The 14,617-nt window shown below is 64.5% G+C and carries 10 protein-coding genes; all 10 read right to left on the reverse strand.

Going from position 1 to position 14,617, the window contains the following annotated elements; all coding sequences use genetic code 11:
* Positions 1 to 53: 53 nt before the first annotated feature.
* Positions 54 to 4,988, reverse strand: coding sequence for a two-component regulator propeller domain-containing protein (locus GTP69_RS22090; protein ID WP_161056881.1), 4,935 nt, complete (start codon positions 4,986 to 4,988; stop codon positions 54 to 56).
* 4 nt (positions 4,989 to 4,992) lie between these two features.
* Entirely contained in the window at positions 4,993 to 6,168 is a 1,176-nt protein-coding gene (locus GTP69_RS22095; RefSeq protein WP_110846802.1) for a patatin-like phospholipase family protein, read from the reverse strand.
* Between the two features lie 30 nt (positions 6,169 to 6,198).
* On the reverse strand, positions 6,199 to 6,864 hold the full coding sequence (locus GTP69_RS22100; RefSeq protein WP_161056882.1) for an HAD family hydrolase: 666 nt from the start codon (positions 6,862 to 6,864) through the stop codon (positions 6,199 to 6,201).
* 1 nt (position 6,865) lies between these two features.
* Entirely contained in the window at positions 6,866 to 7,849 is a 984-nt protein-coding gene (locus tag GTP69_RS22105) for a UbiA family prenyltransferase (RefSeq protein ID WP_161056883.1), read from the reverse strand.
* 13 nt (positions 7,850 to 7,862) lie between these two features.
* On the reverse strand, positions 7,863 to 9,452 hold the full coding sequence (locus GTP69_RS22110) for an ArnT family glycosyltransferase (protein ID WP_161056884.1): 1,590 nt from the start codon (positions 9,450 to 9,452) through the stop codon (positions 7,863 to 7,865).
* Positions 9,453 to 9,544: 92 nt separating this feature from the next.
* Complete coding sequence (ggt, locus tag GTP69_RS22115) at positions 9,545 to 11,335, reverse strand: gamma-glutamyltransferase (protein WP_161056885.1); 1,791 nt, start codon at positions 11,333 to 11,335, stop codon at positions 9,545 to 9,547.
* A gap of 91 nt (positions 11,336 to 11,426) precedes the next feature.
* Complete coding sequence (locus tag GTP69_RS22120; protein ID WP_161056886.1) at positions 11,427 to 12,185, reverse strand: 3-hydroxyacyl-CoA dehydrogenase; 759 nt, start codon at positions 12,183 to 12,185, stop codon at positions 11,427 to 11,429.
* Positions 12,186 to 12,263: 78 nt separating this feature from the next.
* Positions 12,264 to 13,076: a sterol desaturase family protein gene (locus GTP69_RS22125; protein WP_161056887.1), complete on the reverse strand. Its 813-nt coding sequence runs from the start codon at positions 13,074 to 13,076 to the stop codon at positions 12,264 to 12,266.
* Between the two features lie 46 nt (positions 13,077 to 13,122).
* The gene (locus GTP69_RS22130) at positions 13,123 to 13,896 is read right to left on the reverse strand and encodes an FxDxF family PEP-CTERM protein (RefSeq protein ID WP_161056888.1); all 774 of its coding nucleotides are present in this window, start codon (positions 13,894 to 13,896) and stop codon (positions 13,123 to 13,125) included.
* A 215-nt stretch (positions 13,897 to 14,111) separates the two neighbouring features.
* The gene (locus GTP69_RS22135) at positions 14,112 to 14,552 is read right to left on the reverse strand and encodes a hypothetical protein (RefSeq protein ID WP_161056889.1); all 441 of its coding nucleotides are present in this window, start codon (positions 14,550 to 14,552) and stop codon (positions 14,112 to 14,114) included.
* Positions 14,553 to 14,617 lie beyond the last annotated feature (65 nt).

Consider the following 14,617-nt stretch of genomic DNA (forward strand, 5'->3'; position numbering starts at 1 on the left):
GTCGTTTGTGATGATATTACATCAATAATCGTCAATAAGCTTGAAGATACACTCTATGGCGCGCCAGCCGCACGCGCTTGCGCCAGCAAATGGCGCAGATGCGGCATGGCCGACTCCACCTGCTCCCAGTTGCCATGGTCCGCCTCCTGTTCCAGATCACCGCACAGCGCTTGCAGCTCCTGCTCTTCCAGGTAGCCGGCGCTGCCCTTCATGCCGTGCAGCAGACGACTGGCGGTTTCACTGTCGCGCTGCATCAGCGCCTCTTCCAGGTCCGCCAGCCGCAGCGGCGCATCCTGGTTGAAGGCGCTGCGCATCCGCGCTTTCAGATCGCTAGCCCCCCCGCTGTGCTGTGCAACGCGCGAGGTCTCCAGCGAAGCCGGCGCCACGCCGAACATCGCATCCAGCTCCGGCGTGCCGGCGGCCGGATGCAAGGGACGGCGCGGTTGCATGCGCGGCAGCTGGAAGCCACGCTGTAACTGGCGTTCTATCGCCCGGCTTAACTGGAAGTGCAGCTTGTCTTCGTCAATCGGCTTGGTGAGGAAGTCGTCCATGCCGGAGGCCAGATAGCGGCTGCGGTCTTCCTCGCTGGCGTTGGCGGTCAGCGCGATGATCATCAGTTCCTGGTCGCGCACCGGCGCGGTGTCCGGGCCGCCGGAACGGATCAGGCGCGTGGCGCTGGCGCCATCCATCTCCGGCATGCGGCCGTCCATCAAAATCAGGTCGTAGCGCGTCAGCGAACAGGCCTTGACCGCCAGCGCGCCGTTGGCGGCGATGTCCACCTTGTGGCCCAGGTCTTCCAGCATCATGCGGATGATGATCTGGTTGGTCGGGAAGTCTTCCGCGCACAGCACTTTCAGCTGATGGCTGTGCGGTTCGCGCGGCACATGCGGCACCACCGGCGGCGCTACGCCATTCGGCAGCGGCACTTCAAACATGAAGGTGCTGCCCTGCCCCGGCGTGCTGACGGCGTTGATGCTGCCGCCCATCAGCTCCACCAGTTGGCGGCAGATCGCCAGTCCCAGGCCGGTGCCGCCGTAGCGGCGCGTGGTCGAAGCGTCGGCCTGCTCGAACTGCTGGAACAGGCGCGGTATCGCATCGGCTTCGATGCCGATGCCGGTGTCGGCGACGCTGAAGCGGATACGGTTATCCGTGCCATCGTCCGGCACCCGCTCCACGTGCATGGCCACCATGCCTTGCTGCGTGAATTTAAAGGCGTTGCCAACCAGGTTGACCAGCACCTGCCGCAAGCGCGTCGGATCGCCCACAACGAACTGCGGCAGGTCGTCGCCAAACGTCAGGCGGAAACCGACGCTGTGCGCAGCCGCCTGTTCCTCAAACAGGCTGACCACATTTTCCACCGCCGACGACAACGAAAAATCGATATTCTCGATGGTCAGCTTGCCCGCCTCGATCTTGGAGAAATCCAGCAGGTCGTTGATGATGGACAGCAGCGACTGCGCATTGGCCTGGCCGCGCAGGATCTGCTCGCGGGTGCCGGCGGCCAGGCTGGCGTCGCGCAGCGCGAAGCCCAGCATGCCGATTACGCCGGCCAGCGGCGTGCGCATCTCGTGGCTCATATTGGCCAGGAATTCGGACTTCTGGCGGGTGGCGTCTTCCGCCTTCTGCTTGGCGTAGCGCAGGCGTTCCTCGTTGTCCTGCAAGGCGCGGTTGGCCAGCGCCAGCTCCTCGGTATGCAGCCGCACCTGGCGTTCCTGCGCCATCAGTTGGTCGCGCGTGTGGCGCAGCGTTTGCAGCGTTTCTTCCAGTTGCTGGTAGGCGCGCGCGTTTTCCAGGCCGGCGGCGGCGTGCGACGCCAGCGTTTGCAGCATGTCCATGTGGACGCGGTGATAGCTGTTGCGCTCCGTGCTTTGCACGCTGAGCAGACCGACCACCTTATCGCCGACGATCAGCGGCGCGTACATCATCGAATGCGCCGGCGCGGCTGGTTCGCCGTCTTCGCGCACGCATGGCGTCAACGTCGCCAGGCCCGATTCGTCCATGTAGTCGCGGTACTCGTTCTGGAAGTCGTTGATCAGGATCGGCTTGCGCTGGGTCAGGCACCATACCGCCAGCTGGTTGGGCTGGTCCAGCCGACGTTGGTACGGGTAAGTGCGCACGCCGCCTTCGATCGCAAACGGGAAGTCGATCACTCCGTCGCCCTCGCGCACAAAGCCGATGCCGAAGATCGGGGCATGCATCAGGTGATTGACGTGGCGGTACAGCGTCTGCATGGTGGTTTCCATGTCGAGCGAGGCGCTCATCTCGCGTCCCAGTTCGCTCAGCACCGAGATATTGCGGTGAGCCTGCTCTACTTCTTCCTTCTGAAGCTCGGTATCGATCCGGCGCTGCTCGGCCTCGGCGCGCTGCGCTTCCGCCTCCAGCCGGCGCCGTTCCAGTTCGTGCTTCTGCTGCTGCAGCTGCTGGTTCTTGTGCTCCACCTCCGCCGTGCGCGATCCTACCAGCTGCTCCAGCCGCAATTGCTGATGCTGCAGGCTGCGCACGCGCGCATGGTAGGCGGCATACGCCGCGCCGAGTCCCAGCCACACCAGCAGCGTGCGGAACCACCAGGTCTTCCAGAACGGCGGCCGGATGGTGATCTCCAGCGTGGCCGCGTTGTCGTTCCAGATGCCGTCCTTGTTGGCCGCCTTGACGCGGAACAGGTACTTGCCGGGGTCCAGGTTGGTGTAGGTGGCGAAGCGCTTGGTGGAGTCGGTGACTACCCAGTCTTCGTCAAAGCCTCGCAGTTGGTAGGCGAAGCGGTTGCGCTGCGGCGCCGCGTAGTGCAACGCGGCGAACTCCAGCGAGAACACGGAATCGGATTCCGGCAGCGTGACGGCGCTGGTGTGTTCAATCGCGGTCTTCAGCACGTCCGGGTGATCGCCCTGCCCCGGCTTGATCGACTTGTTAAAGATCTGGAAATCGGTAATCGCCACCGTCGGCGCCACGCTGTTCTCGCGCACGTCGGTCGGCGAGAACGCAGTGATGCCATTAAAGCCGCCGAAGTACAGCGTGCCGTCCGGCGTGCGCAGCGCAGCGCCGTCGAAGTACGCGCCTTCGATGGTGCCATCGGCGCCGCTGTAATTGCGCACCAGTCCCGTTTCGATATTGAGGCGCGACAGGCCGCTGTTAGTACTCATCCACAGGTTGCCCGCTTCATCCGGCAGGATCGAGGCGATGGCGTCGTCGGCGATGCCGTCCTGCCGCAGGTAGCGGCGGAATCGAATGCCGCCATCGGCCGTCACCTCCATCCGGTTCAGGCCCGCCGCCGTGCCGACCCAGATGGTGCCGCGCGGGTCTTCATACAGGAAGTGCACCTCGTCGTGACTGAGGCTATACGGATCGGCGGGGTCGCGGCGGAAGTGGCGGAAGACGCCGTTCTTGCGGTCCAGCAGATCGAGGCCGTTGAAGGTGCCGACCCACAGCTGGCCCTTGCGGTCCTCCAGGATAGGCCGCACCACATTGTCCGACAGGCTGCTGCTGTCAGCCGGATCGTGGCGGTAGGTGCGTACTTCCAGCGTTTGCGGGTCGAGCCGGTGCAAGCCGCCGCGCGAGGCGATCCACAACATGCCGCTGCGGTCCTGGACGATGTTGCGGATAGTGTCGCTGGATGGATCGCCGCGCACGAAGGAGACGGCGCGGATCGAGCCGGTGGTCAGATTGAGGTGGTTGATGCCGGCCGGACCGCCCAGCCACAGGTTGCCATTCTTCTCGCGCCACAGCGCGGTGACCTGGTCGTCGCTGATGCTGTTGGCGCGCTTGGGATCATGGCGCCAGACCTTGCTCTCGCCGCTGACCGGGTCATACAGATTCAAACCGCCGCTGCTGCCCAGCCACAGCTTGCCGTGACCATCGGACAGGATGGCGCGCACCTTGTTGTCGGACAGGGAGTTGGGCTGTTCCGCCTGGCGCACGATACGCGCGAAACCGCCGCTGCCCATGTCGACGCGGCTGACGCCATCATTCCAGGTGCCGACCCACATGGTCCCCACGCGGTCGCGGAACAGCGCGGAAATCTGGTTGTCCGCCACGCTGTGCGGATCGCCGATCTGGTGACGGTACGGCACCATGCGCTCTTCCGCCGGCAGCCAACGGAACAGGCCATCGGCCAGTGACCCTATCCACAGATTGGCCTCGGCATCCTGGTACAGCGAGGTGACGCTGACGCCAGCATTCAGCCCCTCGCGCGCGCCGAGGCGGCGGCGCTGCGGTTCGGCGGCCAGCAGCCGCCATTGTTCCAGCCCACCCTGCGTGCCGACCCACAGCGTCTGCGCGTTGTCCACCTGGAGCGCCGTCACCGAGTTGAATTTGCTGTCGCCGCTGGCGTCGACGTCGTAGTGCTGGAAGCGCGTAGCGCCGGGCGACAGCATGTCCAGCCCCGATGCAGTGCCCACCCACAGGCGGCCGGCGGCATCGCGCGCCAGCGCCGCCACGTGGTCGTTGGACAGGCTGCCGGCATCCGCCGGATCGTGGTGCCAGCTGGTGAAGCGCCTGGTAGTCGGGTCGAAGTGATGCAGGCCGTCGGCGCTGGCCACCCACAGGCCGCCGGCGCCATCATCGGCAATCGCGCGCACGTGACGGTTGCCGTTGCCGCGCTGCGGCGATTCGCGCGGCAGAAAGTGGGTGAAGGTGCGGGTAGCGGAATCGTAGCGATCCAGCCCGCCGTCGGTGCCGATCCACAGCTGGCCGGTGGGATCGAGGTGCAGCACGCGCACCCAGTTGTCGACCAGGCTGCGCGGATCGGAGACGGCACTCTTGTAGGTGATGGTGCGGTAGCCGTCGAAGCGCGTCAGGCCGGCCTGGGTGCCGAGCCACATGAAGCCTTGCCGGTCCTGGGCGATGGCCAGCACCGTTTCCTGCGCCAGGCCATGTTCCACGCTGAGCTGCTCGAAACGCAAGGTGCGCGGCGGCGCGCCGGCCCATGCCGTGGCTTCCCACAGCATCAAGGCCGGCAGTAGCAGGCAGCAGCAAAGACGTTTAAAACTCGACATGCAATCAGGATTCGAAGAAGGCCAGCACGTCGCTCTTGCGCGCAAAGGTGTCGCGCTGGCCGAGGCGTATCAACTCACAGGTATAGGTAGACTCAAACAACAGGTAGGACGCCAGCGCCGCGCCGCGCGCTTCGGTGGCGCCGATGCTGGACAACATGGTGCGGATCGGCGCCGGCAGGCTGCCGATGTGGCGGGTGGCGATATCGTCCAGCCGTTCGGACGGCGCGATCACCAGCAGCTTGACCGGTTTGAGCGGGGTCTTTTCCAGCAGCTCGGGCGGCAGCATCGCCAGGGTTTTGTTGATGCGTTCCAGCCGCTCGATATCGACCGCCAGGCCGTCGAGGAAGATCGACGACATGGCGTGGCCGGCGATCTGCGCCAGACTCGGATAGCGGGCGGCGTTCTTTTCGGCGGCGCTACGCGCCGGTTCGGTCAGGCGGCCGGCGCCCACCACCAGCACCTTGCTGGCGCCGAGATGGATGGCCGGCGAGATCGGCGCCAGCTGGCGCATCGAACCGTCACCGCAGTATTCGCGGTGGCCGCCCATGTACAGCGGCGTGGCCGGGAAGATGAACGGGATCGCCGACGATGCCAGCAAGTGCTCGACGCCGATCTGGTCTTGCAAGGCCACGCGCTGCATGCGGATCCACGGCGCGATGTCGGCGGCGGTCTGGTAAAAGGTCAGGTGATTGCCGGCGGTGTAGGACGAGGCGGTGACGGCCAGCGCGTGCAACAGGCCCTCGGACAGCACGCTGTCGAGACGCGGCAGGTCGAGCATGCGGTGCAGCAGGCCGACCAGCGGCGTATTGTCCAGCAGGGACGCCGGCGGCGCGGCGCGCCATTTGCGCAGCAGCCAGCCGAACGACAACAGCGACAGCCAGCGCGCACCGGAACGGATCACACCCAGTGAATCGGCACGGTACACCTGTTCGACTTCGATATGCTGCCAGACGTCGAGCAGCTTTTGCACGCCTTCGCCGAAGTTATCGGCGCGACAAGCCAGGGCGGTGGCGTTGATGGCGCCGGCCGAGGTGCCGCAGATGATATCAAAAGGATTACGGGCCGGAGGCCAGCCCTCTTCCCATAGAATCTCTGAAATCGCTTGCAGCACGCCGACCTGGTAGGCAGCCCGCGCGCCGCCGCCGGAAAGGATCAAGCCTGTTTTCTTTTGTAGTCCCATCTTGCAAGGTTATCAGGGTCTACGCGGTTTTCATAGCTGCACGGTGAACAGCGGGTCACGGTATGTGGCAAAGGTTTGCCAGCCCGGCAACGGGCGGCGCGACTTGATCAGCGCATGGGCGCCGCTACGGCGGGCGGCGGCGCCGTCGCGTTCCGGACGATCCCCAATCATCACGGTGGACGCTGGGGCGGCGCCGGCCAGCGCCATTGCCAGCTGCAAGCCGCGCGGATGAGGTTTGAGGACGCCGACATCGCCGGCGCAAACGATGATATCGGCCGCCAGCCCGGTGGCTTGCAATTTGGCCTGCGCCGGGTAGTCGGACAGGATGGCGATACGCTTGCCGCGTGCGCGCAGGCGCTGGAACAGCTCCGGCAGGCCGTCGTAGCGGCAGGCAGCGATGTGCCGCAGTGGGCGTTGTTCCAGCCATTCGGTGGCCAGCGCCGCCACGGTGGCCGGCGGCAGTCTGCAACGGCCGGCCGTTTGCATCAGCAGCACCTGCTCAAAGTCCTGAACTTCGTCGTCGGCCAGTTGCTCGCGCAAGCGGCGGTAGGCTGCCAGCAGGCGCGGTGTGCGCAGGCTGCGACTGCGCAGCGCGTGCAGCAGCAGTTCGTAAGCCATCTTCAGGCGCAGGCGCCGCTGGTTGTACAGCGTGCCGTCGACGTCGAATACAGCCAGTGTGACTGCGTTCCAGTCCATGCTACGGCAGGCCGATGAAGCGTTGTCCGGCTAGCCATTCGAAAGCCGGGATGTCGATAAAGGTGGCGACGCCGAAGCTGATAGCGACTGCGGCGACGATCAGGATCAGGCCACGTTCGCGGAACAGCTTCTCCGGCGCCTGCGCCGACGATCCGGCCTGCATGGCCAGCGCCAGGTACTGCGCGAACAGCGCGGTGATGAAGGGCATCAGTAGCAGGTACTCGATGCGGTATTTGATCAGGAATACGGCCAGGAAGAAGTTCGACAGCAGGCCGTAGGTGAAGCACGAGACGTTGAGCGAGGTTTCACTATAGCCGGCGAAGCTGGCGCGGTAACGCACCAGCAGCGCGCGGCCGTGGGTGGCGGTGATTTCGCGGTATTCGGAATAGCGCTTGGCGGCCATCAGGAAAGCGCCGCCGAACCAGTAGGCCAGGATCACCGACGATGGCGGCAGCGAGGTCGGATCGATGATGATCCAGCCGATCAGCAGGCGCAGTGGGTTGTTGACGGATTCGGACAGCACGTCTAGATAGGCTTTGTCCTTGGTCCGCAGCGGCTGGACGTTGTACACCACGCCCTGTAGTGCGAACAACACCGCCACCAGCGTCAAGGTGGCGCTGGAACGCGAGGCGCATAACAGGCCGGCGCCGAGGAACACCAGCCATTCGAGGAAGACCCATTTGCCTTTGAGTTCGCGTTGCACCGAGGGGCGCTGGGATTTGGTTGGGTGGTGGCGGTCGAAGGCGCTGTCCAGCCATTCGTTGATGCAGTAGTTGGCGGAGGCGATGGCGATGGCGGTCACCAGGCCGAAGAGCAGGTCCAGACCTAGTTGGGTAGTGTGCACGCCGCGCAGCAGGTAGGCCAACATGACGCCGGGCAGGATGAAGATGTGTTTCGTGCTGTGGTCGAAGCGGGCGATGGCGAGGTAGTCGCGGAAGCGGCCAGGTTGCCGCGTCAGGCTGGGCGACAGGGTGTCGGCTTGCATGGCGTGTCCCCTTTCATTGGCGTTGCATGAGCTGGCCGAGGTAGGCCAGGTTGACGGTTTGCGTGGTGTTGCTGTCGCGCGGACGGCGCAGGTAGACGTCGACGGCGTGCGGGTGCTGCTGGCCGTAGCGGGTGATGTCGTAGCTGGCGCGGCGTTGCCAGTGTTCGGGATCGGCTTGGAGCAGTTGTTCGATTTGCTGGTGGTAGGGGCGTGCCTGATTGGATTCGATCGTGTGATCGATCACGACGGCGTTGACGGGGATGGCATCCAGCATGGCGCGCATGGCGTCATCGGTGGCGAAGCGCGGGTGGCTGGCGCGGCCTAGCCAGTCTTCACTGACCAGCAGTTTGCTGCCGCGCAGGGCCAGCGAGTGCGGACGGCGGTCGCGCAGCGCGATGGCGGCGACCATGCTGCCTTCGCCGCGGGCGTCCGAGATAAGTAGCAGCGTTGGCGTGGGCTGGCTGGCCAGATCGGCGGCGATTTGGTCGTAGCCGCTGTTGCGCATGGTGTCGGGCAGATGGAACATCGTCAGCAGGACGATGATGGTGGCGGCGCTCCAGGCGATGGCCGGTGCGCCGAGCGTCGCCAGCCAGTGCAGGCCGGCGGCGGCAAACAACACCAGTGCCGGCAGCAGTTGCAGCATGTAGCGCTGCTCGATGCCGGCAGGGACCACGCACTGGATCAGCAGCACGCCAATCGCCATCGCAGCCAGCGCCGGCCACTCCGCCGGGCGTGGCGATGGCTGGCGGCACAGCATGGTGTGCCACACGCCCAGCGCGGCCAGTAGCGTTAGCGCGGGGCCGGTGGCGCGCAGTGCGGCTAGCGGGAAGTAGGCCATGGCCTGTTGGAAGAACGCGGCGGGTGCGGTGGCGTCGATGCCGACCATGGCGTTGGGCGACATGCCGCGCGTGGCCACGTACCAGGGCACGCACAGTGCGCCGACCATCAGCGCCGCCAGCCAAAGCCGCCAGTTGGTCAGCAGACGCCACTCCCCTGTCAGCCCAATCACAATCGGCGGCACCACGGCCAACGCCCATGCGCTGCCGCGCGTGAGTATCGCCGCCGAGGCCAGGCCGCCGAACAGTAGCGCATCAACCGTCGTGCGGCGGCGCGCGAACCGCGCAAACGCCAGCGTGCTGACCAGGATCAGCAGCGTCACCAGATGCTCGGTCATGACGACCGCACTGGACTCCTGCACCAGCGGCAGCGCCAGATACACCGCACCGGCAAACACGCCCGCCACCGGCGACAGCAAGCGCCACGCCGCAGCCGCCATCAGCCCTGCGGTGGCGGCGGCAAACACCGCCATCAACACCAGCGCCGACGCGCGCGAGACGCCAAACAGCAAATACCAAACCGCCAGCAGTCCATGCAGTAGCGGCGGCCAGTTACCGATAGCGACTTTGGGATAGTGAAGATAGAACTGCTGCGCAAACGCCATCGGCTGGCCGGCGCCGGGATGGACCAGGAAATCATGCACCATCACCGACGAGACGAAATGCGCCGCCTCGTCAGGGTGGCCACCAAAGCCGCTGGCATAGGCGCCGCCAAGCCACTGCAACAGCAGCGCTTCCGCCAGAAACAGCAGTGGGAGGAACTTCATCTTGGCACCGTCGATGCAGGGTTGCAGACGGTTCCAAGTCTACTTAATTAAAACTTAATCTTATTTATCAAATAATGATTGTTTGCGCCAGATCAGTCGCCCAGCACCACACCTTCACGACGCGGATCGGCGCCGCCGAACCACTCCTGCTTGCCGTTGACGGTACGACGCTGAATGCCCTGCAAGCCAGAGTTCTGGTCATATTCGCGGATATCGTGGCCACGTGCCTTCAGCTCAGCCACCACCGCACGGCTGACGCGCCCTGCTTCCAGCTCGGTCGGTCCATTGCGGCTGCCGATGTTGGGCAGACTGATCGCCTGCTGCACATCCAGCCCCCAGTCCAGCGTACCGACCAACACCTTGGCCACGTAGTTGATGATGGCCGAACCGCCCGGCGAACCGGTGGCCAGCACCAGCTTCTGCGTGCCCTTCTCGAACACCAGCGTCGGCGACATCGCGCTGCGCGGCCGTTTGCCCGCCTGCACGCGATTGGCGATCGGGCCGTCCGCATCCTGCGAATCGAAGGAGAAGTCGGTCAGCTGGTTATTCAGGATGAAGCCATCGACCATCTGGCGCGAACCGAAAGCGTCTTCCACCGACGTCGTCATCGACAGCGCGCCGCCAAACTGGTCCACCGCCACAAAGTGCGACGTCGAAGGCGTCTGGATCGCGTTGTCGGTGCCCCATGCTACTTGCATGGTGGCCGGCGTGCCGTATGGCGCGGTGCCCATCGACTGCTGGCCGATCAGCGATGCGCGCTGTTTCAGGTAGCCCTTGTCCAGCATGGCGCTGACACCTTTGCCGGGCAGCGGAATGAAGTCGGTATCGGCCACGTAGCGGTTACGGTCGGCAAACGCCAGCCGGCCTGCTTCCGTGAACAGGTGAATGCCCTCCGCCGTCAACTGCCCATTGACCGGCTTGTAAGGGCTGATGTCCTTGTACGACAGTATGCCCAGCATCTGTGCAATGGCGATACCGCCGGACGATGGCGGCGGCGCGCCACACACCGTCCATTGCTTGTAGTCGCTGCAGATCGGCGCGCGTTCCTTGGCCTGGTAGCCGGCGATATCGGCGGCGGTGAGCTTGCCCGGATTGGTCGGATGCGCGGCCACCTTGGCGGCGATGTCGTTGGCGATGCGGCCTTTGTAGAAAGCGTCCGCGCCGCCATCGGCGATTTCGCGCAGCGTGCGCGCCAGTTCGGGATTCTTCAGGATATAGCCGACCGCGCGCGGCTTGCCGTCGGCGTCGAAGAAGTAAGCGCGCGCCACCGGATCGCGCGCCAGGAATCGGTCGTGCGAGATCAGCGCGTTCAAGCGCGGGCTGACTGCAAAGCCGTTCTCCGCCAGCTGGATGGCCGGCTGGAACAGCGTTTTCCACGGCAGCTTGCCGTGCTGTTTGTGCGCCAGCTCCAGCATGCGCAGCACGCCCGGCGCCCCCACCGAGCGGCCGCCGACGATGCCGGCTTCACGCGACAGCGGCTTGCCGTCCTTGTCCTGGAACAGATGTTCGTCCGCAGCGGCTGGCGCGGTTTCGCGGCCGTCGTAGGATTGCACGTGTTTGCCGTCGGCGTAGACCATGAACGAACCACCGCCGATGCCGGACGATTGCGGCTCCACCAGCGTTAATACCAGCTGCACGGCGATGGCGGCGTCGATCGCAGCGCCGCACTGCTTCAGCACCTGATAACCGGCTTGCGTGGCCAGCGGATTGGCTGCAGCCACCATGAATTTTTGTGAGGACTTGCCGACCTTGTCAGCGTAGCCGGTGGCGATTTCCGGCGCAGCATCGGTCTTGGCAGCGGTCGTGGCGCGTTGGGCGTGGGCTGGCGCGTGGAGTGCGCCGATCATTGCGACGCTCAGCGCCAGGATCTTCATACGGTTCATGGACTCTCCAAAATGAAAGCGCGCGGCCTGCGCCGCGCGCACTATCACGTTGCATCCTACACGAAATCGTTTAGATCGTTTTATTTGTGTACTACTTTGGCTGCATGCGGATCGCGCCGTCGAGACGGATGGTTTCACCGTTCAGCATAGGGTTCTCGATGATGGCTTTAGCCAGCAACGCATACTCATCCGGCTTGCCGAGACGCGGCGGGAACGGCACCATGGCGCCCAGCGCGTCCTGCACTTCCTGCGGCATGCCCATCAACATTGGCGTTTCGAAAATACCCGGCGCGATGGTCATCACGCGAATGCCGTTACGCGACAGGTCACGCGCCATCGGCAAGGTCAGGCCGGCGACGGCGGCTTTGGATGAGGCGTAAGCAGCCTGGCCGATCTGACCGTCAAACGCCGCCACCGAGGCGGTGTTGATGATGACGCCGCGTTCGCCAGTGGCTTGCGGCGCGTTCTTGCTCATGGCGTCTGCCGCCAGCCGCGCCATGTTGAAGGTACCGATCAGGTTGATGGAAATGACGCGCTGGAACAGTTCCAGCGGATGCGGGCCTTCCTTGCCGACGGTCTTGGCGGCCGGTGCAACGCCGGCGCAGTTGACGATGCCGCGCAGCGTGCCTTGCGCCACTGCCGCCGCGACCACGGCCTGGCCGTCAGCCTCCGAGGTGACGTCGCACTTGACGAATATGCCGCCCAACTCGGCCGCCAGCGTCTGGCCGGTTTCGGCCTGCACGTCGGCCAGCACCACTTTGCCGCCCTGTGCTACCACCATGCGCGCTGTGGCTGCACCCAGTCCCGAAGCGCCGCCGGTGATGATGAATACGCTATCTTGAATTTGCATGCCTGTCTCCCATTCCATTTGACGTTTACGTAAACGTAAGCATTGTAGCGCACCGATGGCGCGCGGGAGCATGCAAGGTTATTTTTTAGCTGGAAGCAATGGATCGAGCAGTTGGCCGCTCAGGGTGGGCGCCTGCGGCGTGTCCGTGCCGTACTCGGCTGGCCAGTGGCGCGGCAGGTAGTGGCTGCCAAACAACCGGTCGAGGACCGGCAGCGTGGACGCGTAGTTGCGGTTGATATGGTCGTGACGGCTGTGGTGCCAGTGGTGGAAAGCCGGCGTCACCACCAGCCACTCCAGCGGGCCGAGCCGCCAGCGCAGGTTGGAATGGATGAAGAAACCCCACACCATGCCGACGAGCAGTAACAATACCGGCGCGCCGCTGCCCGCCACGTTCGGACCAGCCAAGCCCAGCAGATACAGCGGAACCAGGCCGAACAGCCGCGTCACCACCATATCGACTGGATGGGTGCGGGTGTTGGCGAGGAAGCTCATGTGCTCAGTGCTGTGATGTAGCGCATGGAAGCGCCACAGCCACGGCAATTCATGGCTAAGCCGGTGACCCCAGTAGAAACCGGTTTCGCCGACGACGAACACCAGCACCAGCCGCGCCCACAGCGGCAGCGTCTGCAGCGCCGATGTCAGCGCGTCCGGCACCAGGTGCTGGGCGGCGACCGCCAGCAGCGCCGTCGGCACGCTCAGCACGACGATCGGCACCAGGCTGCTGATGACGTAATAGACGATATTGTGGAAGAATTCGCGGCGCGGGCGCGGGCGTGACGCGTGCTGCGCACCAAACCAGCGTTCCAGCGGAACGAAAACTGCCGTCAGCAGCACCAGCCAAAGGCTGAGGCGCAGGACGGCAGCGGCAAATTCGTGCAGGGAAAGGTGCATGGCGCAGGGCCGGCACCCCCATCAGGGCGCGCCGGTGACGGCATGATCAGGCGCGGTTGGCGGCGCGACGGCGCGCCATGAAACCCATCAGGCCCAGACCGCCCAGCAGCATGCCCCAGGTCGACGGCTCAGGTACAGCAGCGGCCAGCGAGACGTTGTCCAGCAACATGAACGGTGGCGCGCCCGGCGCGGTGCCTTCTGCGAAGAACGACAGCACCTGGCTGGCGCTTTTCGCGGTGAAGGTCATGCTGGCGCTCTGCCAGCCGCTGAAGCCGCCGTCGGCGATGCTCAGCGACTGGGTGCTTTGCGACACGGTACCAGCCGAAACCTTGTTGGTTTCAATCTGCTTCACGGTCACTGCGTCGCCGAACAATACGTTCCAGTAGCTGGTGTTGGCGCCAGTAAAGCCAACTTGCTGGGCCAGCGCGTAGTTGAAGGTCAGCGTGTATTTGTCGCCACTGGTCAGGCCGCCGACGGTCTGCGACAGTACGCCTGGGTGGTAGACCGGGTCGGATGCGAAGAAGTTCCCGCCGTTGGTCAGCGGGGTGAAACTGCTTTTCAGCCACTTGACCGATTGGTCGGTGGTCGCCTGGGTGTTGTTCAGCACGAAGTTGTAGCCGCCGTTGTTGCCGTTGTAGCTGGTCCAGCCGGTCAGCATGGTTTCGTCAGCCACACCCGCTTTGTAGCCGACCTGGTTGTTGTTGCCGTTGGTGGTCTGGCTGAAATCGCCGTTGGTGATCAGGTTGGTCGACGCATTGGCAACGCCTGCACTCAGGGCGACGATGGCGGACAGGGACAGCAGAATAGATTTGATGCGCATAGACGCAGCTCCAGTAAATGACGGGTAGTGTTAGGTAACTGCCGGCGATTTTGGGGCCGACGATAATTCGACCGGGACGTGGCGGGTCGAATCAGTGGAAGCGCTCTCATTGAAGCGCATCAATTTCAGTTGCATTGCAGTCATTCTATCAGAATGCAAGCAGAAAAGATCAAAATATCTCAAAAACAATTTAGGTTGCTTTTAAGCATACTTTTCTAACATTGAATAGCACCACCCGCACGGGTGCACGCCTTGCCTGACGGCCCCATCACGCCCTTGCCGACGTTGTTATAACGCACGCCATTGGCGCCGAAGCAGCCAGCCGCGTCACAACTGGTGGTGGGCACGACGGCACGGGAAGGCGCGGTCGAGCTCGGCCCCGAGGGCGAGGGCGAGACAGCCGGCATCGCCAGCGACTGCACGCGCTGGGCCTGCGGCATGCGTTCGATGGTTTGCGGAACGGGACGGCGCGGCATCGGTTTCTGGGCCGGTGCGGTGCGGCACGGCTCGACGGCCAGCTTGGTGCCGTCGGCGTTCAGCGTGCAGACCGGCAGTTTGGCGTACTCGTCGCTAGCTGGGTCAGCCCACGCGACTTCGCACACCAGCATGCCGAGCAGGAATGCGGCGGTCAGTACCGCTGGTTTGATGAGGCTCATGGTCTTCCCTCCTGCCTCTATTATTAGCAGACGCACGATTGGAGGGAAGGCACGGAAACAATTCG

The sequence above is a fragment of the Duganella levis genome (assembly GCF_009857605.1).
In the GTDB taxonomy this organism is placed as follows: domain Bacteria; phylum Pseudomonadota; class Gammaproteobacteria; order Burkholderiales; family Burkholderiaceae_D; genus Rugamonas; species Rugamonas levis.

What these genes read in the sequence shown, in the direction of transcription:
- GTP69_RS22090 (WP_161056881.1), bottom strand. Translation starts at nt 4,988, where the DNA reads ATGTCGAGTTTTAAACGTCTTTGCTGCTGCCTGCTACTGCCGGCCTTG.
- GTP69_RS22095 (WP_110846802.1), bottom strand. Translation starts at nt 6,168, where the DNA reads ATGGGACTACAAAAGAAAACAGGCTTGATCCTTTCCGGCGGCGGCGCG.
- GTP69_RS22100 (WP_161056882.1), bottom strand. Translation starts at nt 6,864, where the DNA reads ATGGACTGGAACGCAGTCACACTGGCTGTATTCGACGTCGACGGCACG.
- GTP69_RS22105 (WP_161056883.1), bottom strand. Translation starts at nt 7,849, where the DNA reads ATGCAAGCCGACACCCTGTCGCCCAGCCTGACGCGGCAACCTGGCCGC.
- GTP69_RS22110 (WP_161056884.1), bottom strand. Translation starts at nt 9,452, where the DNA reads ATGAAGTTCCTCCCACTGCTGTTTCTGGCGGAAGCGCTGCTGTTGCAG.
- ggt (WP_161056885.1), bottom strand. Translation starts at nt 11,335, where the DNA reads ATGAACCGTATGAAGATCCTGGCGCTGAGCGTCGCAATGATCGGCGCA.
- GTP69_RS22120 (WP_161056886.1), bottom strand. Translation starts at nt 12,185, where the DNA reads ATGCAAATTCAAGATAGCGTATTCATCATCACCGGCGGCGCTTCGGGA.
- GTP69_RS22125 (WP_161056887.1), bottom strand. Translation starts at nt 13,076, where the DNA reads ATGCACCTTTCCCTGCACGAATTTGCCGCTGCCGTCCTGCGCCTCAGC.
- GTP69_RS22130 (WP_161056888.1), bottom strand. Translation starts at nt 13,896, where the DNA reads ATGCGCATCAAATCTATTCTGCTGTCCCTGTCCGCCATCGTCGCCCTG.
- GTP69_RS22135 (WP_161056889.1), bottom strand. Translation starts at nt 14,552, where the DNA reads ATGAGCCTCATCAAACCAGCGGTACTGACCGCCGCATTCCTGCTCGGC.